The sequence below is a fragment of the Lysinibacillus sp. BS3 genome (genome assembly GCF_039614735.1).
In the GTDB taxonomy this organism is placed as follows: domain Bacteria; phylum Bacillota; class Bacilli; order Bacillales_A; family Planococcaceae; genus Lysinibacillus; species Lysinibacillus capsici.
In genome coordinates this window covers 3,997,829-4,019,328 of sequence record NZ_CP154860.1, presented here as the reverse complement: position 1 = coordinate 4,019,328, position 21,500 = coordinate 3,997,829, and the positions used below count along the sequence as shown (strand labels likewise).

Below are 21,500 nucleotides of genomic sequence, written 5' to 3'. Positions count from 1 at the left end.
ACAAATCATAACACTTTTATCGGAATTTGTATGCACCTATGTGAAGTATGCTAATATTCATTTTATTTCAATATTAGCATACTTTTGATATTTTTAGTTCTTTATTCCACCCTGGAAAGTTGATGTTTCAATCTCTGGATGATTCTACCTCTTCTTTTTTTAATAGCAACAGCGGATAAGCCTAATGCATTAGCTATTTCTTGATCACTGTAACCTTCTACATAATAAAGTAGTAATATTTCTCTTTCTATCTGCTTAAGCTGAGACAACTTAATTTCAAGTAAGCTAGGATTTTTTTGATTGTCCCATCCCTCCATATCACTAAGAATAAAATTGAGTGTTTCACCATCAACAACCGTTATTCGCTCTGAATAGTTTTTTTCCTTTGATAATTCATTTAGAATCTCACCTTTTATCGAGGAATAAAGATAAGCAGAAAATTGTCCCTTTGCTGGATCTGCTTTTAGCCATGCCCTCCATACCGCAATAGAAGCAATATGACGATAGTAATCAAAATCCTTGTAAATATGAAGCTGCGTAAAAATGGCTGTAATCATTGGTTGCACAGCCTCTAAAATTTCTTCAAAAGATTGTGTTAATGAAAGCTTGTGATTGTTGCGAATGGACATACCACTCTTCCTGTCAACTGTGCACAGTTTTATATTCCTAGGTAACACAATCTTAGACTGTCATGTTGCTTGAGAGCTAATGCCCATTTTCAACATTTCAGCGCGCAGAAAGAATAAAATGCCTGGCATATTTAGTCATAATTCCTCCAAAGTTATTGCAAAAATTATCTATTTTCTTTGGTATTTCATACATATTTAAACGATAGTTGGACAAATTACTACTAAGGAGGCGATATAGATGAATTTTCAAATAAGAGATGCAATTACAGCGAATGTACATGGTCAATCTGCCGCAGAATTCAAAGACATTGTGGAAGATGCTATTAATCGCGGAGAAGAGCATTTACTACCAGGGCTTGGGGTGTTTTTTGAAAAATGGTGGAAGCAATCCAGTCCATCAGAACAAGATGAATTTGTTCAAAAACTAGAAAAAGTATTTGCTAACTGATTTTTAATGAACTGTGCATTCCATTTCCAATAAATGCGTGATAAAGTTTTACTTATCAGAAAATTTTGGAGGGATTGGAATGACTGTTGCAGTAGAATTACTTGTCAATCAACTCAAACAGGTTTTATTAGAAGAACAAGTGTCAACAAACGAAACGGTACGACAGCTACATGGAAAGGATGAATCTCATCATATGATGAGATTACCTGATATCGTTGTCTTTCCCCGTTCCACAGCTGATGTCAGTGCCATCTTAAAAATTGCACATGCACAACGTGTACCAGTTGTACCATTCGGTGTTGGCTCCAGCTTAGAAGGAAACGCGATTCCTATTGCACATGGTATTTCTATTGATTTCTCTGAAATGAATAAGATTTTAGAAGTTCGACCTGACGACCTTCTTGTAAAAGTTCAGCCTGGCGTCACGCGCTCTCAACTGAATAAGGAGTTAAAAAAACACGGTCTACAATTCACAGTGGATCCAGGTGCAGATGCAACACTAGGTGGCATGGCTGCGACGAATGCTAGTGGTACGACTGCTGTGCGTTACGGTGTTATGCGTGATCAGGTTCGTGATTTAGAGGTTGTCCTTGCAGATGGCTCTGTCATCCATACAGGTAATTTAGCCGCGAAATCCTCTTCTGGTTACCATTTAAATGGTCTATTTGTCGGCTCTGAAGGAACACTTGGCTGCTTTACGGAGTTAACGTTAAAAGTGTATGGTATACCTGAATTTGTGACAGCGGGGCGAGCTGTTTTTGACACAGTTGGAGATGCTGTTAGTGCTGTTACCGCCTTATTACAGGCTGGTATTTCAATTGGTCGAGTGGAATTGGTCGATGAATCCTCTATGAAGCAGGCCAATGTCTATAACGATACATCCTTTAGCGAAAAACCAACATTGTTTTTAGAATTCCACGGAAACGAAGCGGGTATGCATGCGGACATCGCATTTGCTACAGAAATTTTTGAGGACTACAGCTGTCTATCCGTCGAATTCGAGCAAGATAATGCTGCTCGTAATAAGCTTTGGGAAGCACGACATTCTTTAGCCTATGCATATATTCATGCTTATCCTGGTAAGAAGCTCATGTCAACGGATGTCTGTGTACCAATCTCTGTGCTTGCTGAAACCATTTTATATGCACGAGAACAGCTTGATCATGTTGGACTCGCAGGTGGGCTTGTGGGCCACGTGGGCGATGGAAATTTCCATGCACTTTTAATGTTAAATCCAAATGACGCCGAGGAGCAGGCAAAAGCGGATCGCTTCAATGAACAAATTGTGCAATATGCATTACTTCGAGGTGGCACATGTACGGGCGAGCATGGTGTTGGCATTGGCAAAATGAAATACCAAGCCACTGAGCATGGTACCTCTTTAGTCGTCATGAAAAGCATAAAAGCAGCGCTTGATCCACTTAACATTATGAATCCAGGAAAGATTTTCACACTATAATTAACATTAAAACCCGCTGATTGACTAGAGCATCAGCGGGTTTATCATTATAAATCATAACGGAAGCTCTTGACTAATATATCTCCCTTGTAAAATTCCTTCGACTCATCTCGCACAAAACCTAATGATAAGTAAAGATTTATGGCAGCCTGCATCATATCACCTGAGTGTAAATAAAGTGCCTGATCCTGTCTCTTTCTAGCAAAGGCAAAACTTTCATTTAATAATTTCTTAGCAACCCCTTGCCCTCTGCCTTTTGGATGCACACCTAATAAGCGCACAATCGTCGATTGAATATTTAGCTCTGGCAAGCCATACGCTTTCCCTGCATCCGTAAATAGTTGTAATCCACCTAATATGTCATCTCCGCGTTTTGCAATTAGAATTGTTTCTGCATTCGGATTACCAACCGAAGCACGGATATCACTTAAATATGATTGCCAGCGCTCTGGGTCTTCATAGTCCTTTTCATATTGCGCATAGCTCTCAACTAAAACTTCAAGATAGTTTGCATAATCTTCCTCTTGTAAATGTTCAATCACAATGTTCGCTACTGTCATTCTAATTTCCCCTTTCTATGATGAAAAACCGCCTTTACTATAGGCTGTTACTCTTTTTTCAATTCGGTGTGAAACCCATTCTACTATGATTGAAATTCCCCAATAAATAAGACCAACAGCAATAAATGACTCTAAAAACTTTAAGTTCATGGAAGCAATAATATTTGCCACACCGGTCAATTCTTTAATGGATAGGAAAAATGCTAATGATGTAGCATGTAAAAAACCAATAAAAACATTCGTTAAGTTGGGAATAGATTGCCCAAATGCTTGTGGTAAAATATAACGTCGCATCGCTTGAGGAAATGTTAATCCAATCGCATATGCTGCTTCTAATTGTCCTTTAGGTACAGCTAATATCCCTGAACGAATAATTTCTGAGGCATAAGCCCCTGCACTAAGTGTTAAGGCTAGTATGACAAAAAATAAAATAGGAATAGAATTTGATTGTATCTTTAAATGAAGCAAATTAGCTACACTATCAACTAGCATTGGCAAGCCAAAATAAACGAGCATGATATGCATAATGATAGGTGTTCCTCTGAAAAATGAAACATAAAAATTAAGTACAGATGAGACTATTTTTATCTGTTGAATGCGCACGAAAGCTACAATTATGCCAATAACGATTCCTAATAAAACAGGTGTAATAGTCATGAATAAGGTTAACGGTATTACTTTACTAATTTCTCGTAATGCTTCTCCTATAAAAGCGATATCAATGGTCATAGCATATTCCCCCTATTGTGAAGCAAGCTCCTTTGGCATATAGCGATTAAAATAGCGTTCATTAAATTTAAATACTTTTTCAAGGATTATAACGATGACATAGTAAACAATTGACAAAGCTACATAGATTTCAAACGCTCGTGTCGTAGAAGCAATCAAGGTTTCTCCCCTCCCCACCATATCCATTACACCGATGGAGAATGCTAACGATGTATCTTTTAATGAACTAATCATTGTATTTGCTATATTTGGAAAAGCAACACGTATTGCCTGTGGAAAAACAATTCGCATAAAAGCCTGTGATCCACTTAAGCCTACTGAATAGGCCGCCTCCATTTGACCCCGATCAACGGTTAAAATTGCTGCACGAAATATTTCGGCAAAGGCTGCCGCATTGCTGAATGTGTACGTAATAATAACAAAATACATTGCATCCATTCGTGTCACATCAATATGAATGAGCTTTAACAATGCGGGTATACCGTAAAATACTAAGAACAACTGCACTAAAATGGGTGTACCACGAATAAAGGATATATAGATTGTAATAATTTGCTTCAATATTGGTATGTGAAGTAGCTTTGGTATGGCTAGCACAATCCCAAGCATCATACCAAAAAGTATGGAGAATACTAGAATCTCGAAAGTTATGGGTAAATACTGAAGCAATGTTGGAAGTACTTCCGCAATTAGCACGACATCAAAGTTATTTTCCATACTGCCATCTTCCTTTCCTATTCATTAGAAGTCTACTGTATAATCATCACCCAACCACTTTTTACTAAGCTCACTCACTACCCCCTCATTCTTTAATTCAACGATCGCTTCATCTAAGCGCTCCTGTAACTTCACTTCATCTTTATTGAGTAAAAAGTAGACCTTTGAATTTAATAATGCATCACCTACAACCTTTTGCTGTGCCTCATTGCTTTCGTTATAGTATCGAACAGCAAACGGTGTGGTAATAATGGCATCAATTCGTCCCGTTGCAAGTTGATTATTAACATCGACAGAGCCAGAAGAATAAACGATATTTGCTCCTAAATTATGCTCTTTATTATACTTTTCAATAAAAACAGCAGAATTACTTGTTGGTGAAACACTCACATTTTTCCCTTTTAAATCCTCAATGGATTGAATTGCATTATTTTTCTCGTTGACTGTCACCTTTAATGGGAAAACATTATACGGCTCTTTATTAAATAAAAACTTCTCTTCACGCTCACTATTAACTTCCATTTGATGGGCAATAAAATCTATTTTTCTTGTTTCTAAACTTAGTAATAAATTGGAGAATTCCAATGTTTTAAATTCAAACTCATATTCTGGTAGCTTCTCATCAATTGCACGAACAAGCTCTACATCATAACCAGTTAAATTTCCCTTGTCATCTAAAAAACAGATGTTTGGAAACTGAGTTCCCGTACCAACTATAATTTTTTGAACATCCTTGCCACTCTGTGCTGTTTTTTGAGCACTTGCGTCACCAACTGTTTTTTCTGAGTTTGCACACGCAGTTAATAGCGCTGCTAGCACAAGTAGCAAATAAAATGATATTTTTTTCATAAGATTCCTCTCTCCTTCTGTTATGCATATGAGGGTAGATTCACAGCAAGTGCCTTCTGTAGATGCTCTAAACCAATTGCCGTTACGGCTCTATAGATACCTGTTTCACTTGAACCAATTTCTACAACGGGTACATGTCGAACACCATACTTTATATCAAGGATGTCTCTAAAATTATCATTAGACGTGACATCAACTGTTTTGTAGGAAATATGTCGTTCTTGTAGATATGCTTTTATTTCCTCGCAATAACTACAACCTTGCTTCGACCAAATAATTATATCTAAACTTTTTGTCATATCATGACCTCCCTTAGATTACCTTCACCTTTTGCTGTAACTGCAAATGGACAGGACTTAAAAGTTCAAACGAACGTTGACGTTCAAATTCCTTCAAGATGGGCGTATGCAAAATAAATTCATCAATTTGGAATCGTACATGGTAGTCATCTAAATTGGCTCTAATGTCTTCTGCTGTACCGTATAAAATATCGGCTTCATACTGTTCCACTGTATATTCCTCTCCAGATTCCTGACCAAATTTCTCTGCTTGCTCTACTGATTGTAGCGTCAGGCTTCTGCCACTTGCTAAATGCACCTTTGTAATTTTTTGATCTCCTATTAGTTCTTTCGCTTCCTCTTTACTTGGAGCAGCAAGTGCAGCAATGGAAATCGCAAAAGTGCCGTTTGGATGATGACTGCGATAGATTCTAGCCGCTTGCGCCAAAACATCATTATCACTATTAATAAATCGAGCAAAGACAAATGCAATGCCTAGTTTTCCTGCAAGAGCAGCACTTTCAGGGCTAGCGCCAAGCAAAAATAATGTCGGCTTTGCCTTTGGAATCGGCGTTGCTTGTATGCCATATAATTCGTGCTCTTTTGGTATGGATTGCTCAATTAATTGCTGTAAAAATATTAGTCTCTCTTCAAAATCTTCCCCTTGATTGAGTGTGCCATATTGTAGAGCCTTCGTGGAAAGTGGCAAGCCACCAGGGGCTTTACCGATTCCTAAATCTACACGTCCTGGCTCCAATGATGCTAGAACATGGAAATTTTCTGCTACTTTATAGGGACTATAATGCTGTAGCATAACCCCACCTGATCCAATTTGAATGGATTTGGTTTTGGCAAGTAAATAAGAAACCAATACTTCTGGAGAAGAACCTGCTAATGACTCTGTATGATGATGCTCCGATACCCAAAAACGTGAATAGCCTAACTGCTCAGCTCGTTGTGCTAAAGTCACCGTTTTTTGTAATGTTTGTTCATTGCTTGCTCCTTCAATAATAGGGCTTTGATCTAATATGCCTAATGTATAACTCATACAACCCCTCCTAATTTCTTTTATTCAAATAAATTTACTAGGTTTTTAGACAGACTGTTTAACATAGCGACTTTCCTTGAATGGTAAACCTAAATTCCCACGCAAAGTATCTGCCTCATAATCTTTACGATATAGCCCTCTTGCTTGTAAAATTGGCACTACTTTATCAACAAAATCTTCAAGAGCACCAGGTACTGTCACGCCAATAATAAAACCATCTGCTGCTTCCTTTTCAAACCATTCTTGTACAAGATCTGCTACTTGCTCAGCTGTCCCAAAAAAGGCTGTTTTTGGTGTCGCCTCGCGTAAAGCGACTTGACGTAATGTCAGACCCTCCTGCTTAGCATAACGTTTAATATAATCGGTTGTGCTTCTAAAGCTATTGGCTCCAATATCCCCTAGATCAGGAAACGGTGCATCCACATCGTATTGGGTAAAATCATGATGGTCGAAGTAACGTCCAAGATAAGCAAGAGCACGGTCTATGGAAACTAACTCAACAATTTCTTGATATTTCGCCTCTGCTTCCTCCACCGTATCGCCAATAATTGGTGATATACCTGGAAAAATCTTTACTTCTTCGGGATTTCGTCCAAATGTTGCCACCTCTTTTTTTACTCTCGAGTAAAATTTCTGTGCCTCTTCAATAGATGCCCCATGTGTGAAAATGGCATCTGCATCTTTTGCAGCTAATCGAATGCCTGCATCAGACGACCCAGCCTGGAAAATAACGGGCTGGCCTTGCTTTGTTCGACCAATATTGAGTGGTCCTTGGACTGAAAAATATCGCCCTTTATGATGTAATGTGTGTAATTTTTCTGGATCAAAAAATTGATCTTTGTTGACATCTGCAATAAACGCATCATCATCCCACGAGTCCCATAAGCCTTTGACAACCTCTAAGTATTCTTCCGCAATGAGATAGCGTTCTGCATGGCTAGGATGTTGGTCGATTGTTTTGTTATAGTTCAAAGCAGTACTTTCTAATGGTGTCGTTACAACATTCCATCCAGCACGCCCAGCACTAATATGATCTAATGAAGCGAATTGGCGTGCTACTGTAAATGGTTCGCTATAGGAAGTTGAGACTGTTCCAACTAACCCAATGTTTTTCGTCGCTACTGCTAAAGCCGATAAGATTGTAATAGGTTCAAATCGATTTAAAAAATGAGGGATGGATTTTTCGTTAATAAATAAACCATCCGCAATAAATGCTACATCAAATTTTCCCTGCTCTGCTTTCTGAGCCTGCTGAATATAGAAAGGTAAGCTTACACTTTGATTGCTCGCCACCTTTGGATGACGCCAACCAGAAATATTTCCTCCTACCCCATGAATAATTGCTCCAAATCGAATTTTATCCTGTCTAGCCATGTCAATTCCTCCTCAATCTTTATTTTACTAAACATAGTGGTTAAGTATGTTTTGTTGGATTGAGAATGATATTACCGTTCCTTTAGACGATATGCAATAGGTACAGTAATAGAAAAAATTTTATGTGGTGATAAAATTTTTTATCAATACGTGTCTCCTATGCTTTCAAAATGCTTAGCTGTTTCACAAATTGTCTGCCAAAAGGATGATGGCAACGTCTCTTTCTCTTTATAGGTTAAAAATATATGTTGATTCATATCCAGCAAATGCTTAACGTCTATCTCCACAAATTCACCGCTTTCCAGTTCCTTTTTAATGCATAGATGTGGTAAAAAGCTTAGATAGTCTTTTGTCCGAATAAACTCTTTGGCAACTTCTAAATGATCTGTTCGTACCTCAATATTGGCTGCTACTCCCTCTACCTCGAACATTTTATGCACATAATTCCAATCAAACGCGCCACATTCAAAAAACACCATTTTCTGTTGAGCTAATTCTTTTGCTTGAATAAGTTCATCTAGTTGTAATGGGTGATCACGGTGTTTGACAAGTTTCACTGTATTGTTCAATAAAAGCTCGTTCTCAATGTCATCCCCATGTACATATTGAATAAAGCCTAGATGAATTTGGTGGCTTTGTAGCTTTTCTAAAATGTTTGTTGTGGAACCTGTAAATAATTGAAAACGCAAATAAGGAAATTGCTCTTTCCATTTAGGCAATGCATAGGCTAAAAAATACTGTGCTGTTACACCGTTTGCACCAATACATACCTCATCGGTCTCCTGCGTTTCTTCTAATTGCTTCTTTCCTTGCTGAAATGTTTGCACAATTTGCGTGGCAAATGGTAAAAAATCTTTCCCTTTCTCTGATACGCTCACACTTCTTCCATCTCGGTAAAATAACTCAACACCTAGCTCTCGTTCTAATGACTTAATACGTGCAGTTACAGTCGGCTGTGAAAGAAATAATGCATTGGCTGCTTTATGGATACTTTTGTAATGGACAACATATAAAAATGCCTCGATATGGTCTATATTCACGAGGAGTTCACTCCTTCATTACTTATTTAACCTATTATATAAATAATCCCTTATATTCTCTATAACTTATAAGAAAACTATGTTTTATATTTTTGACAAAGAAAAAAAGTAACCCAGCGTCTCCCAGGTTACTTTACTATGTAGCGATGTAGCCATCCATCTTGACAACAAACATCGCACGTGGTGAACATCCCTCTGTCTGCCTACCACTTTTATGTTATTCACATGAACACCCTCTGTTGTCCATGTAAACTCTATCTATCGTACTTCTCAACTCGAGAAAGCATATGTCTCAATTTAAGCTAAAATCGATGCTAATACAGCTTTTTGAGCATGCAATCTATTTTCGGCTTGCTCAAAGATGTAAGAATTAGGTCCGTCAATAACTGAAGTCGCAACCTCTTCCTCACGATGTGCTGGTAAGCAATGTAAGAACATATAATTTGGTTTTGCATAGGCTACTAGCTCATCATTAATTTGATAGCCAGCAAAATCTTGTAAACGTTTTGCTGTTTCTTCCTCTTGACCCATAGATGTCCAAACATCAGCATAGACGACATCTGCATTTAATACTGCTTCAACAGGATCATTCGTGATCATAATCGTACTGCCATTTGCTGCTGCAATGGCCTGTGCTTTAGCGATGACTTCCCCATCACATTCATACCCTACAGGTGTCGCAACAGCTACATTCATGCCAACGTGTGCTGAAGCTACTACGAGTGAGTGTGCTACATTGTTGCCATCACCTACATAGGCAATTTTAAGTCCTTTTAACATGCCTTTATTTTCTGCAATCGTCTCTAAATCAGCTAATGCCTGGCAAGGATGATAAATATCCGTTAATCCATTGATGACAGGGATTGCTGCATGCTCTGCAAGCTCTTTGACCATTTTATGAGAGTTTGCGCGAATCATAATGCCATCTAAATAGCCAGATAATACATGCGCTGTATCGTAAATTGATTCACCACGACCAATTTGCAAATCACGTGCATGCATAAACATGCTTTTCCCACCTAATTGATTCATACCAACTTCAAATGAAATACGTGTACGAGTTGAATGTTTTTCGAAAATCATGCCAAGCGTTTTACCTTCTAGTAATCTTGGACATTTCCCCTCTTTTGTAATCATCTTAAGCTGTGTTGCTAATTCAATAAGATCCTGGACCTCTTGACTTGTATAGTCTAGCAAAGTTAGTAAATCTTTTCCCTTTAAACTAGACACTAACTTTAACTGTACTTCTTCGAGTAATTTCATAGCCTTCGCTCCTTATATCGTTGCTGTTGAAATTAGTATAACATGCATAAATATAAAATCAACTGAATTTTTATAATTAATCTTAATTATTATTCATTTGTTATTAAATGTGTCAAAAATTCGTCAAAGAGAATATTTATACATATTTTCTTTTTTACTAAACATTCATATTCTTAAATAATTGCATTATAGTTTATATATATTTATAATTAATATGCATTAACTATTGAGGCGGTGAAAAAATGGAAAAAGAGCTGATACAGCTGGTCAAAGAGCTGAACCAAGTAGAATATGAAACAAATGTGATGCTAACAGAAGAATTCTCCACCCTATTAGATGAAACATTAACTACAAAGCAGGCACTATTTTTAAGTCTTCTTCAAACACATGGCCCTTTGCAAACCTTCGAATTAGCAAAGTTGATGGGGACATCTGCTAGTGCTGTAAGTCAATTAGTAGGAAGATTAGAACAGGAGAGCTTTATAAAAAGAACCATAAATCAAAAGGACCGTAGAGAGATCATCATCGAGTTAGATACGCGGGGCTTTGATTATTTTCAAAAACAGGAAGAAATTGAACTAGCCATTATCAATAAATACTATTCACAGCTCTCTAAAGAGGATTTACTGCAATTAAAAGAAATATACACGAAACTCCATGCTATCGTCTCTAGCGATCAAAAAAATTAGAGATTGAAAAGGAGGAATATTTGTGGATTTAAATGATTTAAAAAAGGATATTTTTAAAATTGCTTATCCTTACGTAAAGACTCGTCCGAATGTAATCCTATCCATTGGTGTTATTTGTCGTAATCTAGATGCTGCTTTTATATTCAACGGCTCAAATGTCACATATGATAAAAAACCCTATGTCTATGAAATTGGGTCAATCTCTAAAGTTTTAACAACATCCATGTTTGGGGAAATGATTCAAGAAGGAATCGTGAAGATAGAAGATTCTATCGCCAAATACTTTTCTGAAATTCCCGATAATCACCCTGTAACTTTGAGGCATTTTGCAAATCACACATCTGGTCTACCGGGAATTGGTGTACTGAAGAACATCTATAATCTTTTTGATAGCCAAACACCTCGTGACCCCTTTTGTCCCTACTCATTGAATGAGGCAATACAGTATTTTAAAACCCATACCCAGGAGCCTAAAGTTAAGTTTAGATATTCTAATGTAGGAATGGGCCTTTTAGGATATTTATTAGCAAATGAACTTCACACTGACTTTGAAACAGCCATTACTCGTAGAATCGTAGAACCTTTAAATTTAACGAATACCTTTATTTCTATCCCCCCCTCTAAAGAAAATACCGTATTGAAGGGATATTCTGTTCGGGGACATAACAAGCCCCCACTTGAAATGAATGAATTTATGGCAGCTGGCGCTCTACGATCCACTGTTGATGATTTATTAAAATTTTTAAAAATACACATTGGCAATCAAAATTCAGGCTATCTATTAACACATCAAGCTACTCATACTATTTCAAAAGATGTAAGCATCGGATTAGGATGGGTACTTGAAGACGATATTATTTGGCATAACGGATCAACGAAAGGCTTCTCTAGTTATCTAGGATTTAATAAAAAACAGCAAACAGGTGTCGTGATTCTATCCAATTATCGATCCTCTATACTAGCAACAAACCCTCTTGAAATGGGGAAAAATATTCTACAGCTCTTGCAAAATTCTTTATAGCGAAAATGGGGTGTTTCTTGAATGGTATAAACGGGAATACCCTATTCTTCACAAGAACTACTTGTAGCTCCTATACATAGCTTGAAACCTGTCAACCTTTACTCATTCTTAATAGTTCTATGCTTGTTAAACGCTTCTAGAAGCTAGCAATGATTCTTGTCATAAGCTAACTTAACATGGGCTGTTGCTCAGCACAGCAACAATCAATTTACTTGCAGCTATTTTCCATTAACCTACAAATTAATACTTCTCTATATTTTGATTTCTATAAGAGTCTTACTCACTAATAAGAATGGGACTTGTGTTTATAATTACTATTCATATTAGCAAGTCTAATTGTCTTGGAATGATAAAAAAGCCTCCTAACATTTTGTTAGAAGGCAAAATCATGCTATATCTTTTTAGCAGTATCAGTCAAAAGTAATTTTATTGACTGCATCACGGTCTAATTTTTTAATGACTTCTACCATTAATTTAACGGCATTATCATAATCATCACGATGTAGGATACCTGCATGTGAATGAATATAGCGTGTTGCAATACCGATTGATAGTGCTGGTACACCATTTGCTGTTACGTGGATGGAGCCAGCATCTGTACCACCGCCAGCCATCGCTTCAAATTGATATGGAATATTGTGCTCATCTGCTACATCTAATACGAATTCACGTAAGCCACGATGTGAAACCATAGATGCATCATACACAACGATTTGAGGGCCTGCACCCATCTTACTCGTTGATTCTTTTGCTGTAACTCCAGGAGTATCTCCTGCTACACCTACGTCCACTGCAAATCCAATATCTGGTTGGATTTTATGTGTAGCAGTTTTTGCACCGCGAAGTCCAACTTCTTCTTGTACATTCCCTACAGAATAAAGAATATTAGGGTGCTTTTCATTTTGTAACGCTTTCATAACATCAATCGCGATTGCACAGCCGATACGGTTATCCCAAGCTTTAGCTAATAGATACTTATCATTTTTCATTACATTAAATTCAAAGTACGGTGTTACCATATCGCCAGGACGTACGCCCCACTCAAGTACTTCATCTTTAGAAGCTGCACCAATATCAATAAACATATCTTTAATGTCTACTACCTTATTACGTACATCCGCAGGTAAAATATGAGGTGGCTTTGAACCAATAACCCCAATCACTTCATCGCCCTTACGTGTAGTAATCGTTACACGCTGTGCAAGCATAACTTGGCTCCACCAGCCACCCACTGTTTGGAATTTGATAAAGCCTTTGTCATCAATTTGTGTAACCATGAAGCCTACTTCATCTAAATGTCCTGCTACAACAATTTTAGGACCGTTTTCATCGCCAACTTTTTTAGCAATGACACTACCTAAGTTATCTGTTTCTACAGTATCTGCATATGGTGCGATGTATTTTTTCATGACCTCACGCGGTGCACGTTCATTACCTGCGATACCATTCGCATCTGTTAAATCTTTAAACATTTGTAATGTTGGATCTAGTTGTGTCATCCTTTTGCCTCCTACTTCTTGTATCTATTTTATTATACTTCGTTTACCGAAATATTCCTAGCTTAATCGTCTGAAAATTGGTGTATTTCTTAATTTAATAACCTGAACGCTGCCGATGATAATTTTCTTGATTTTTTTCAAGATAAGCACCAACTACATCCTCAAATGTAAAACCGAGATTATACGCTAGTAATCCATAGTATTGCCAAATAGCTAAATAACGCTCCTCTGTAGGTTGATGAATAAATGCTAAAATAACACTTTGTGTTTCTAAAAAAGTAGCTGTTAAATCTTTGTTTTCTTCTACGAAAGGCCACATTTCAATCGATGTATAGCCCTTTAATAAGCCAAGAGATAAGATAAAATGAATCGAATCTACATATTCTTCTAAAATGACTTCACGTGCTGATGGTCCCTTTGTGCTCCAAAATTTAAAGCAACGTGTTTCATTAGCAAGCTCAGCTAGTTCCACTAGTAAGGCTAAGCCCTTTTCCTGAAACACATCTTGCTGAATATTTTGTGTTTGCTCGATAAAATCATCAAGCTCTTTTTGCATGGTAAACAATTGTTGTAAATTCATTTTTTTCTCCTAAATTTCTAAAAAATTTTTTATAAAAAGTGAAACTATTTGACCCTTCTAATCGTATAGGAAAGAATAACCTTTCTTCAAGGGGGAAATTTAAACATGTTGCCGTTACTAATTCGACTTGCTGTAATAGCGCTTATTATCTATGTATTTTACAAAGCGATTCGTTATATAACTGATCCTAAACGCAAACTTGATGAAGCCTATGAAAAAGGCCAGTATTATTTCTATGATGACGTTAAAAATGTCCGAAAAAATTTCTTTATTTCCTATAAGGGTGCTCTTTTTGAAGGTGAAAAATACCTAGGCACAACAGAGGATGCATTTGAGGTTGTAACCATTTTCGTCGGTGCGCGCGATGCTGCAACATTACAAGGCTTCAGCAAAAGCGACTTTGAATATTTGCAGCAAGAAATATTATTGAACTATCCAAGCGCCAAAATCAATTGGAAGCAGCCCATTGAACAGCTTATGCGAAACACATCCTCATCATGAGGATGTGTTTTAATTATTCTCATTTATGTCCAAAGCTGCACAATGATAAAAATTTGTATGGCTGCAAGTAGGGGAAAACCAAATGCAAAACGATTATGACGTGTTTTGTGGCGGAATAAATACATACCCAATACACCTCCAGCTGCCCCTCCTGCTATGGCTAGTGTAAATAATGTACGCTCTGCTATACGCCATTCATGATTCTTTGCGCGTGATTTATCCATCCCCATTAATATGAGCAATACAATTGATACAATGCTCATATAAGCTAATAATGCTTGTCCCATTTCTTACTCCTTTAAAACCGTGATACTATTAATCTAACACAAAAAAGACTGATGGAAAAACCCATCAGTCTTTTTATTGCACTTATGATATTTTGCACCTGTCGCTACGCTTTCGGTGCAGAAATAATAGTGAATGTTGTCAGCTATTATTTAGCTACTGCTTTTTTAGCAGCGTCTGCTAATTGAGTGAATGCTGTAGCATCAGTTACTGCAAGGTCAGCTAACATTTTACGGTTAACTTCGATACCTGCAACTTTTAAACCGTGCATTAAACGGCTATAAGAAAGACCGTTCATACGAGCAGCTGCGTTGATACGAGTGATCCATAATTTACGGAAATCACGTTTTTTCTGACGACGGTCACGGTATGCATATTGACCTGATTTCATTACTGCTTGGTTAGCAACTTTGTATAATGTATGTTTTGAACCATAGTAACCTTTAGCTAATTTCAATACTTTTTTACGACGTTTGCGCGTCACTGTTCCGCCTTTTACGCGTGGCATATGAATTACCTCCTGCTTTTCATTAAAAAATGAATGTTAGTATTTTTTTGTAGTCAATTATTTCATGTAAACAAGTAAAGATTTGATGCGTTTGAAGTCACCAGATGATACGATGTTCGCTTTACGTAGGTGACGTTTTTGTTTCGTAGATTTGTTTGCGAATAAGTGGCTTCCATAAGCACGGTCGTATTTTAATTTACCTGAACCCGTTTTTTTGAAACGTTTCGCAGCTCCACGGTGAGTTTTCATTTTTGGCATGTCGAATTCCTCCTAAACTGTTCGTCTAATATTATTTCTCGTTCTTTGGTTGAAGAACTAAGAACATGCTTCGGCCTTCCATCTTCGGTTTTTGTTCTACCGTTGATACTTCAGCACAAGCTTCAGCAAAACGATCTAACACACGTTGACCAATCTCTTTGTGTGTGATCGCACGACCTTTGAAACGTAGGCTACATTTTACTTTATCGCCTTTTTCAAGGAATTTAATCGCATTACGTAACTTCGTTTGGAAATCATGCTCATCGATTGTTGGGCTCAAACGAACCTCTTTCATTACGATGACCTTTTGATTCTTACGAATTTCACGGTCTTTCTTTTGCTGTTCAAACTTAAATTTACCATAGTCCATGATACGAGCGACTGGCGGCTTGGCTTGAGGGGCCACAAGGACAAGATCCAAGTTTACACGAGCGGCGATTTCTAGCGCTTCATTACGTGTCTTTACACCAAGCTGGTCACCATTGTGATCGATTAATCGAAGTTCACGTGCGCGAATGCCTTCGTTTACATACATGTCTTTGCTAATAGTAATCCACCTCCAAGTAGTTGTCGCGAATACATGGTTTGGGCAAAGCCTTGCCCGGTTGAACGGTACATCCTCTCGTCATGTCCATAAAAAAAGGACGGACATTTTTGAAGATGTCCGCCCGCTATATGTGCATGCGCAAGTCTACGCAAAACAATTCAACGTGTCATACCTGTTCACAGCCTTTAAAGCGTTGTATCAGGTGAGAAGCGGGCAGCCTCTACTTCAACCACAAACTTTGTATTCATTAACCTTAATTATATTAGCATGTATATGATAAGCTGTCAAATATTTATTTTCTTATCTGTGCTAACATAACCAAAATGAAGCTATTCTATACAAATGCAAGATTTATTTTAACTAGAAACCCTCACTTTGGCAAGCGAGGGTTTCTAGTTAAAGCTTATTTTGTAATTTCTGTTTTTATAGCTGCTAGGAAATCCTCAAAGCTAATTGTTTCGGAATCTTTCGAGCCATAACGTCGAACATTTACGCCATTTGCCTCAACCTCTTTATCCCCGATAACAAGCATATAAGGAATCTTTTTCATTTGTGCCTCACGGATTTTATAGCCTAATTTCTCTTCACGATCATCCATTTCCACACGTAAACCAGCCGCTGTAAGTTGCTCTTCAATTTGCTTTGCATAGTCGAAGTGAGCTTCATTCGATACTGGAATAACTTCAACTTGTACCGGTGCTAACCAAGTTGGGAATGCTCCTTTGTATTCTTCAATTAAGAAGGCAACAAAACGTTCCATTGTTGATACAACACCACGGTGGATAACAACTGGACGATGAGGCTTACCATCTTCCCCAACATAAGTTAGGTCGAAGCGTTCTGGTAATAAGAAGTCTAATTGAACTGTAGATAAAGTCTCTTCTTTACCAATCGCTGTTTTTACTTGAACGTCAAGTTTAGGACCATAGAATGCAGCCTCACCTTCCGCTTCAAAGTAGTCTAAGCCAAGTTCATCCATTGCTTCTTTTAGCATACTTTGTGCTTTTTCCCACATTGCATCATCATCGAAGTATTTCTCAGTATCTGCTGGGTCGCGATAAGATAAACGGAATGAGTAATCATTAAGGTCGAAATCTTTATAAACCTCTAAAATTAACTGTACTACTTTTTGGAATTCCGCTTTAATTTGATCTGGGCGAACAAAAATATGGGCATCATTTAATGTCATCCCACGAACACGTTGTAAGCCTGAAACAGCCCCTGACATTTCGTAACGGTGCATAGTGCCAAGCTCTGCAATACGCAATGGTAGGTTACGATATGAATGCATGCTGTTTTTGTACACCATCATATGGTGAGGACAGTTCATTGGACGCATAATTAATGTTTCATTATCCATTTCCATTGGTGGGAAAATTGAATCTTGATAATGATCCCAGTGACCAGAAGTTTGATAAAGCTCTTTAGAACCTAATACTGGTGTATAAACGTGCTTATAGCCAAGTGATAATTCTTTATCGACAATATAACGTTCAATAACACGACGAATTGTTGCACCATTTGGTAACCAAAGTGGTAAACCTTGGCCAACTTTTTGGGAAGTTGTAAACAGTTCTAATTCTTTTCCGATTTTACGGTGATCACGTTCTTTTGCTTCTTCTAGCATTTGAAGGTGGTGTTTTAATTCCTCTTTTTTGAAGAACGCTGTACCATAAATACGTTGTAACATTTTGTTATCAGAGTTCCCTCTCCAGTAAGCACCCGCTAATGATAAAAGCTTAAATTCACGAAGTTTACCCGTAGATGGTACGTGGATACCACGGCAAAGATCAAAAAACTCGCCTTGATAATAAATAGATACTTGCTCATCTGCAGGAATTGCTTCAAGTAATTCTAATTTATACTCATCGCCAATTTCTTCATAAAGGGCTTGTGCTTCTGCACGGCTTACATTTTTGCGTTCTACCTCAAGGTTTTCAGCAATAATTTTCTTCATTTCTTTTTCAATGGCTGGTAGATCTTCAGCAGTGATTGGTGTTGGTGAGTCGATATCATAGTAGAAACCACCTTCAATTACTGGACCAATCCCAAGCTTTACATCTGGGAATAGACGTTTAATAGCTTGCGCTGTTAAATGGGCAGTTGAGTGACGTAAAATTTCAAGTGCTGCCTCATCATCTTGTGTAATGATTGCAATTGTTGCATCCTCTTCAATTGGTGTTTTTAAATCCACTAACACACCATTAATTTTACCTGCATACGCTTTTTTCCGTAAGCCAGGGCTAATAGATAATGCTACGTCATCAGTTGATGTGCCTTTTGCAAATTCCTTTACAGCGCCATCTGGGAAAGTTAATTTAATCATTTCTGACATATCCTTTGCACTCCTTTGTTTTTGATAAATACATAATGCTTGATGATTGGCTGGAGCAATGTTTGTGTGACTCTACGGCTTGGTTTGAGCGGAGTCATTGCTTTTTTAAGCATTTCTCTGTTCAATCGGAGCGGCATCTTCATGTTTCTGAGCGGTTTCTTACTCTCTATGAGCGAATTTACCACTTTCGCGAGCGACTTATCTCCCTATATGAGCGGAGCCACCACTATTTCAATGAAATCTGAGAAAAATAAAAAAAGCTCCGTCCCTCACAAAAGGGACGAAGCGTATGCTCGTGGTTCCACCCTTCTTCCTTCCGACTTACATAAAGTCAGACGAAGCTCAAGGCTAGCTAACGGGCTAGGGACCGGCGAAAGATTATCCCTTTCGCTGCTCAGTAGGTAGTAAATAATGTGCCCATACTAGGAAGTTTTCAGCCGATGACTTCCCTCTCTAAAAGCTGATACACAAAATTCATGTCCTCATCAATGCATATTGATATTAAGTATATGAGTCAGTATACGCTCGATTGTCGAAAAATGCAACTATCAATGTTACATCCGACGATTTTTGCCTCGCATTTCGATCGGCACTGTTAGGGCTTTAATTCGCTCCATAATTCGTCCCGCTTTAACAACCTCAATATCACCTTTTTGTGACTGAGCTAAGTGATGCTCTAATTCTTCATAGTTAAAATTAGACGTAATAAAAGTTGGCAATTGCTCTGCCATCCGATAATGGAAAATAGTCCCCAATATTTCATCACGTGTCCAGGCAGTCATTGTCTCCGCACCTAAATCATCTAGCATTAAGACAGGAGCCTTTTTAATATAATCAATTTTCTCATTCAATGTATTATCGCCAATGGCATTTTTCATTTCTCGTAAAAATTCTGGAACGAAAACTACCACAGAGCGGATTTTAATAGAGGCTAATTCATTGGCCAATGCCCCAAGTACAAAGGATTTCCCTACACCGAATTTACCATATAGGTAAAAACCTTTTGCAGGTAATTGACCAGTTTCTTTTGTTATTTTAACAAATTGAGCTGCTTTTTGTGCAATCGCCACACGTGATTCATCATCAATACTTAAATCATGAATTGTTGCTTGTAGCACATCTTTTGGCATATGCATACTTGCAATCATATTCGCAACATCTCGGCGTTCTTCTTCCCTAATCTTTTGCTCACAGCGCACATAGTCCATTTCAATAGAATTCCGAACAACCCTTAATGTCGGGATGAATCCTTTTAAATAGTTTGTACAATGTTCGGTATTATCACACCCACAGCACTCAGTAGATTGACTAATAAACTCATGCAGTTTAGGTAAATTTCGCTCAACATTGTCATAGTTTAATTCATCTGCATGCTGCGCTAAAAATCCCTGCACATGCGGGTGCTCTAAAATTTCACGTCGCATGGCTTCATAGCGTTCTTGGAACGAGGGTACATTAATTGCTCGCTTTAGTGGTCCATTTATAGGTTCGATTACTGCTCACCTTCTTTACTATTCGCTTTTTCCTAGCATCTCTAATATTTTTTGTCGCTCTTTTTCAAAATCTATAGTACTAGAAGTAGATTCCTCTTGATTGTCATTTCGTTTATAGAACCATTCAGGCACTTTTTCTTCACGTTGATATCTTGAACGTCCTTTAGTCTGTTGACTCGTTTTATTGGACGTTTGCGGCTTGTTTTTCCAAGCTGTATATTTATCATGCTCTTGGCGTGCAAGTTCCATTGCTTCCTTAGCGGTCTGGACATTTTTTCGTACCCAATGATCAGCAATCGTTTCCACATATTTTTTAGGGAGCTTCATATCTGTTGTTAGCATAACGTATTCTAACAATGCATTAACCACTCCAATTGGCATGCCATGTTGAACGATTAAATTTTCTGCAAGTTGGACTGAGGTTTGTAATGGTTCTTTACCATTATTTATATCTCTTAAAACTTGGACAGGTGCCGTTGTTTCTAAATAGTGTTGAAGTTCCTGATCCTTCGTTTTTTGTCCCGCTTCTGCTACTGGTAGAGGATCGGTGACACGGGCAAGTTTTGGCGGCTCCTTGGATACGGTTAATTTATAAAAATCAGCAGCAGCCTTTCGTAAACGTTCCTGAGAAATTCCTAAATCATCATCTAAAGCAAGTATGACTACTTTTTGCATATCAAGGGCTGTTAAATGATATAAAAATGCCAACTTGGCTATAGCTTCACGCACTTCAAATGTCAACAAATTGGAAGGTACCAATTGCTCAGACAAACCTGCTTGCAATAAATCAAAATCGAATTGCTCCAAATAAAAAGGATATACTTTTTGTTGTTTATCCTTATGACTCGTATCCACTTGTAAATCTGATGGGATATTGGCATGAACAGGCTTATAGACATCAATAAAAGCACGAGATACATCCTTAAACGCCGAGTCCTTTACAGGTGACATAAAGCGCTGACGTAAGTTGCGATAAGCCTGCTCTCCAATTTTACTAAACAAAAACATCGACAGCAGCGGGTCTTTCATAAAGCTATCTGCATCTAATGGGCGCTGTAGCTCATATAAAAAACTACGCTCACCAGCATTTTCTTTTTTCCATGTACGCAACAAACCAATAGCTTCTAAAGCAATACGAGCCTCAAACACTTTACCAATTGGTAGCCCTAGCACATTCATTAAATAATAATGTGTCATTTGCTGCTTTGGCATTTGCTCTGCTTCTGCCCATAATGTTAAATAGAGGCTAACTGGCTCTGATCCCGTTAATGGTTGATAAAATAATGTAACTAATTGACGCTCTTGTGTAGAAAATGCATGAGGTAGACGAATGTCGAAAGGATCGCCAGGCTGCAATTCCTTATATAAATGAATCAACGTCATTCATCCT

The 21,500-nt window shown here is 37.8% G+C and carries 24 protein-coding genes and 1 other annotated feature; of the genes, 5 read left to right on the top strand and 19 right to left on the bottom strand.

Annotated features, from left to right (window positions below; genetic code table 11):
- Positions 1 to 101 precede the first annotated feature (101 nt).
- Entirely contained in the window at positions 102 to 629 is a 528-nt protein-coding gene (locus tag AAJG31_RS19925) for a sigma-70 family RNA polymerase sigma factor (RefSeq protein ID WP_054549971.1), read from the bottom strand.
- 238 nt (positions 630 to 867) lie between these two features.
- Here AAJG31_RS19925 and sspI point away from each other — a divergent pair, with 238 nt between their 5' ends.
- The gene (sspI, locus tag AAJG31_RS19920; RefSeq protein ID WP_004226361.1) at positions 868 to 1,077 is read left to right on the top strand and encodes a small acid-soluble spore protein SspI; all 210 of its coding nucleotides are present in this window, start codon (positions 868 to 870) and stop codon (positions 1,075 to 1,077) included.
- 79 nt (positions 1,078 to 1,156) lie between these two features.
- On the top strand, positions 1,157 to 2,536 hold the full coding sequence (locus tag AAJG31_RS19915; RefSeq protein WP_257960580.1) for an FAD-linked oxidase C-terminal domain-containing protein: 1,380 nt from the start codon (positions 1,157 to 1,159) through the stop codon (positions 2,534 to 2,536).
- A gap of 47 nt (positions 2,537 to 2,583) precedes the next feature.
- Here AAJG31_RS19915 and AAJG31_RS19910 read toward each other — a convergent pair whose 3' ends face one another.
- The 9 genes from AAJG31_RS19910 to argF all read right to left on the bottom strand — a co-directional run bounded on the left by AAJG31_RS19910 (position 2,584) and on the right by argF (position 10,394).
- Positions 2,584 to 3,096, bottom strand: a complete 513-nt coding sequence (locus AAJG31_RS19910; RefSeq protein WP_054549969.1) for a GNAT family N-acetyltransferase — start codon at positions 3,094 to 3,096, stop codon at positions 2,584 to 2,586.
- A 15-nt stretch (positions 3,097 to 3,111) separates the two neighbouring features.
- Entirely contained in the window at positions 3,112 to 3,825 is a 714-nt protein-coding gene (locus tag AAJG31_RS19905; RefSeq protein WP_054549968.1) for an amino acid ABC transporter permease, read from the bottom strand.
- A 12-nt stretch (positions 3,826 to 3,837) separates the two neighbouring features.
- A complete protein-coding gene (locus AAJG31_RS19900) occupies positions 3,838 to 4,542 on the bottom strand; it encodes an amino acid ABC transporter permease (protein WP_054549967.1) in 705 nt (234 codons plus the stop codon).
- A gap of 24 nt (positions 4,543 to 4,566) precedes the next feature.
- Positions 4,567 to 5,391: a transporter substrate-binding domain-containing protein gene (locus AAJG31_RS19895; protein WP_054549966.1), complete on the bottom strand. Its 825-nt coding sequence runs from the start codon at positions 5,389 to 5,391 to the stop codon at positions 4,567 to 4,569.
- A gap of 20 nt (positions 5,392 to 5,411) precedes the next feature.
- Entirely contained in the window at positions 5,412 to 5,690 is a 279-nt protein-coding gene (locus tag AAJG31_RS19890; protein WP_004226351.1) for a glutaredoxin family protein, read from the bottom strand.
- 13 nt (positions 5,691 to 5,703) lie between these two features.
- Positions 5,704 to 6,717, bottom strand: coding sequence for an LLM class flavin-dependent oxidoreductase (locus AAJG31_RS19885; protein ID WP_259419404.1), 1,014 nt, complete (start codon positions 6,715 to 6,717; stop codon positions 5,704 to 5,706).
- A 45-nt stretch (positions 6,718 to 6,762) separates the two neighbouring features.
- Entirely contained in the window at positions 6,763 to 8,091 is a 1,329-nt protein-coding gene (locus tag AAJG31_RS19880; protein ID WP_054549964.1) for an LLM class flavin-dependent oxidoreductase, read from the bottom strand.
- 143 nt (positions 8,092 to 8,234) lie between these two features.
- Positions 8,235 to 9,131: a LysR family transcriptional regulator gene (locus tag AAJG31_RS19875; protein WP_054549963.1), complete on the bottom strand. Its 897-nt coding sequence runs from the start codon at positions 9,129 to 9,131 to the stop codon at positions 8,235 to 8,237.
- Positions 9,132 to 9,428: 297 nt separating this feature from the next.
- Positions 9,429 to 10,394, bottom strand: coding sequence for an ornithine carbamoyltransferase (gene argF / locus AAJG31_RS19870; RefSeq protein WP_048393624.1), 966 nt, complete (start codon positions 10,392 to 10,394; stop codon positions 9,429 to 9,431).
- A gap of 242 nt (positions 10,395 to 10,636) precedes the next feature.
- On the opposite strand from argF, the gene AAJG31_RS19865 reads away from it, so the two are divergent.
- Positions 10,637 to 11,083, top strand: a complete 447-nt coding sequence (locus AAJG31_RS19865; protein ID WP_054549962.1) for a MarR family transcriptional regulator — start codon at positions 10,637 to 10,639, stop codon at positions 11,081 to 11,083.
- Positions 11,084 to 11,105: 22 nt separating this feature from the next.
- Positions 11,106 to 12,104, top strand: a complete 999-nt coding sequence (locus AAJG31_RS19860) for a serine hydrolase (protein WP_279495729.1) — start codon at positions 11,106 to 11,108, stop codon at positions 12,102 to 12,104.
- Positions 12,105 to 12,514: 410 nt separating this feature from the next.
- On the opposite strand, the gene AAJG31_RS19855 is transcribed toward AAJG31_RS19860, so the two are convergent.
- Complete coding sequence (locus AAJG31_RS19855; protein WP_016994857.1) at positions 12,515 to 13,603, bottom strand: M42 family metallopeptidase; 1,089 nt, start codon at positions 13,601 to 13,603, stop codon at positions 12,515 to 12,517.
- A 94-nt stretch (positions 13,604 to 13,697) separates the two neighbouring features.
- Positions 13,698 to 14,183: a dUTP diphosphatase gene (locus tag AAJG31_RS19850; protein ID WP_054549960.1), complete on the bottom strand. Its 486-nt coding sequence runs from the start codon at positions 14,181 to 14,183 to the stop codon at positions 13,698 to 13,700.
- Between the two features lie 105 nt (positions 14,184 to 14,288).
- Between AAJG31_RS19850 and AAJG31_RS19845 the strand changes: the two genes are divergently transcribed.
- The gene (locus AAJG31_RS19845; RefSeq protein WP_016994855.1) at positions 14,289 to 14,684 is read left to right on the top strand and encodes a hypothetical protein; all 396 of its coding nucleotides are present in this window, start codon (positions 14,289 to 14,291) and stop codon (positions 14,682 to 14,684) included.
- Between the two features lie 23 nt (positions 14,685 to 14,707).
- Here the strand turns inward: AAJG31_RS19845 and AAJG31_RS19840 are convergent, their stop codons facing one another.
- From AAJG31_RS19840 to AAJG31_RS19810, 7 genes are all read right to left on the bottom strand, one after another.
- Complete coding sequence (locus AAJG31_RS19840; protein WP_048393614.1) at positions 14,708 to 14,971, bottom strand: DUF1294 domain-containing protein; 264 nt, start codon at positions 14,969 to 14,971, stop codon at positions 14,708 to 14,710.
- 146 nt (positions 14,972 to 15,117) lie between these two features.
- The gene (gene rplT, locus AAJG31_RS19835; RefSeq protein WP_025114500.1) at positions 15,118 to 15,477 is read right to left on the bottom strand and encodes a 50S ribosomal protein L20; all 360 of its coding nucleotides are present in this window, start codon (positions 15,475 to 15,477) and stop codon (positions 15,118 to 15,120) included.
- A gap of 57 nt (positions 15,478 to 15,534) precedes the next feature.
- Entirely contained in the window at positions 15,535 to 15,735 is a 201-nt protein-coding gene (gene rpmI / locus AAJG31_RS19830) for a 50S ribosomal protein L35 (RefSeq protein WP_004226312.1), read from the bottom strand.
- Between the two features lie 31 nt (positions 15,736 to 15,766).
- A complete protein-coding gene (gene infC, locus AAJG31_RS19825) occupies positions 15,767 to 16,270 on the bottom strand; it encodes a translation initiation factor IF-3 (RefSeq protein WP_016994853.1) in 504 nt (167 codons plus the stop codon).
- Positions 16,271 to 16,365: 95 nt separating this feature from the next.
- Positions 16,366 to 16,514, bottom strand: a sequence feature (ribosomal protein L20 leader region).
- A 171-nt stretch (positions 16,515 to 16,685) separates the two neighbouring features.
- On the bottom strand, positions 16,686 to 18,617 hold the full coding sequence (gene thrS, locus AAJG31_RS19820) for a threonine--tRNA ligase (protein WP_048393612.1): 1,932 nt from the start codon (positions 18,615 to 18,617) through the stop codon (positions 16,686 to 16,688).
- 554 nt (positions 18,618 to 19,171) lie between these two features.
- Positions 19,172 to 20,077, bottom strand: a complete 906-nt coding sequence (dnaI, locus tag AAJG31_RS19815) for a primosomal protein DnaI (protein ID WP_279496378.1) — start codon at positions 20,075 to 20,077, stop codon at positions 19,172 to 19,174.
- A 51-nt stretch (positions 20,078 to 20,128) separates the two neighbouring features.
- Entirely contained in the window at positions 20,129 to 21,493 is a 1,365-nt protein-coding gene (locus tag AAJG31_RS19810; RefSeq protein WP_048393607.1) for a DnaD domain protein, read from the bottom strand.
- Positions 21,494 to 21,500: the final 7 nt, after the last annotated feature.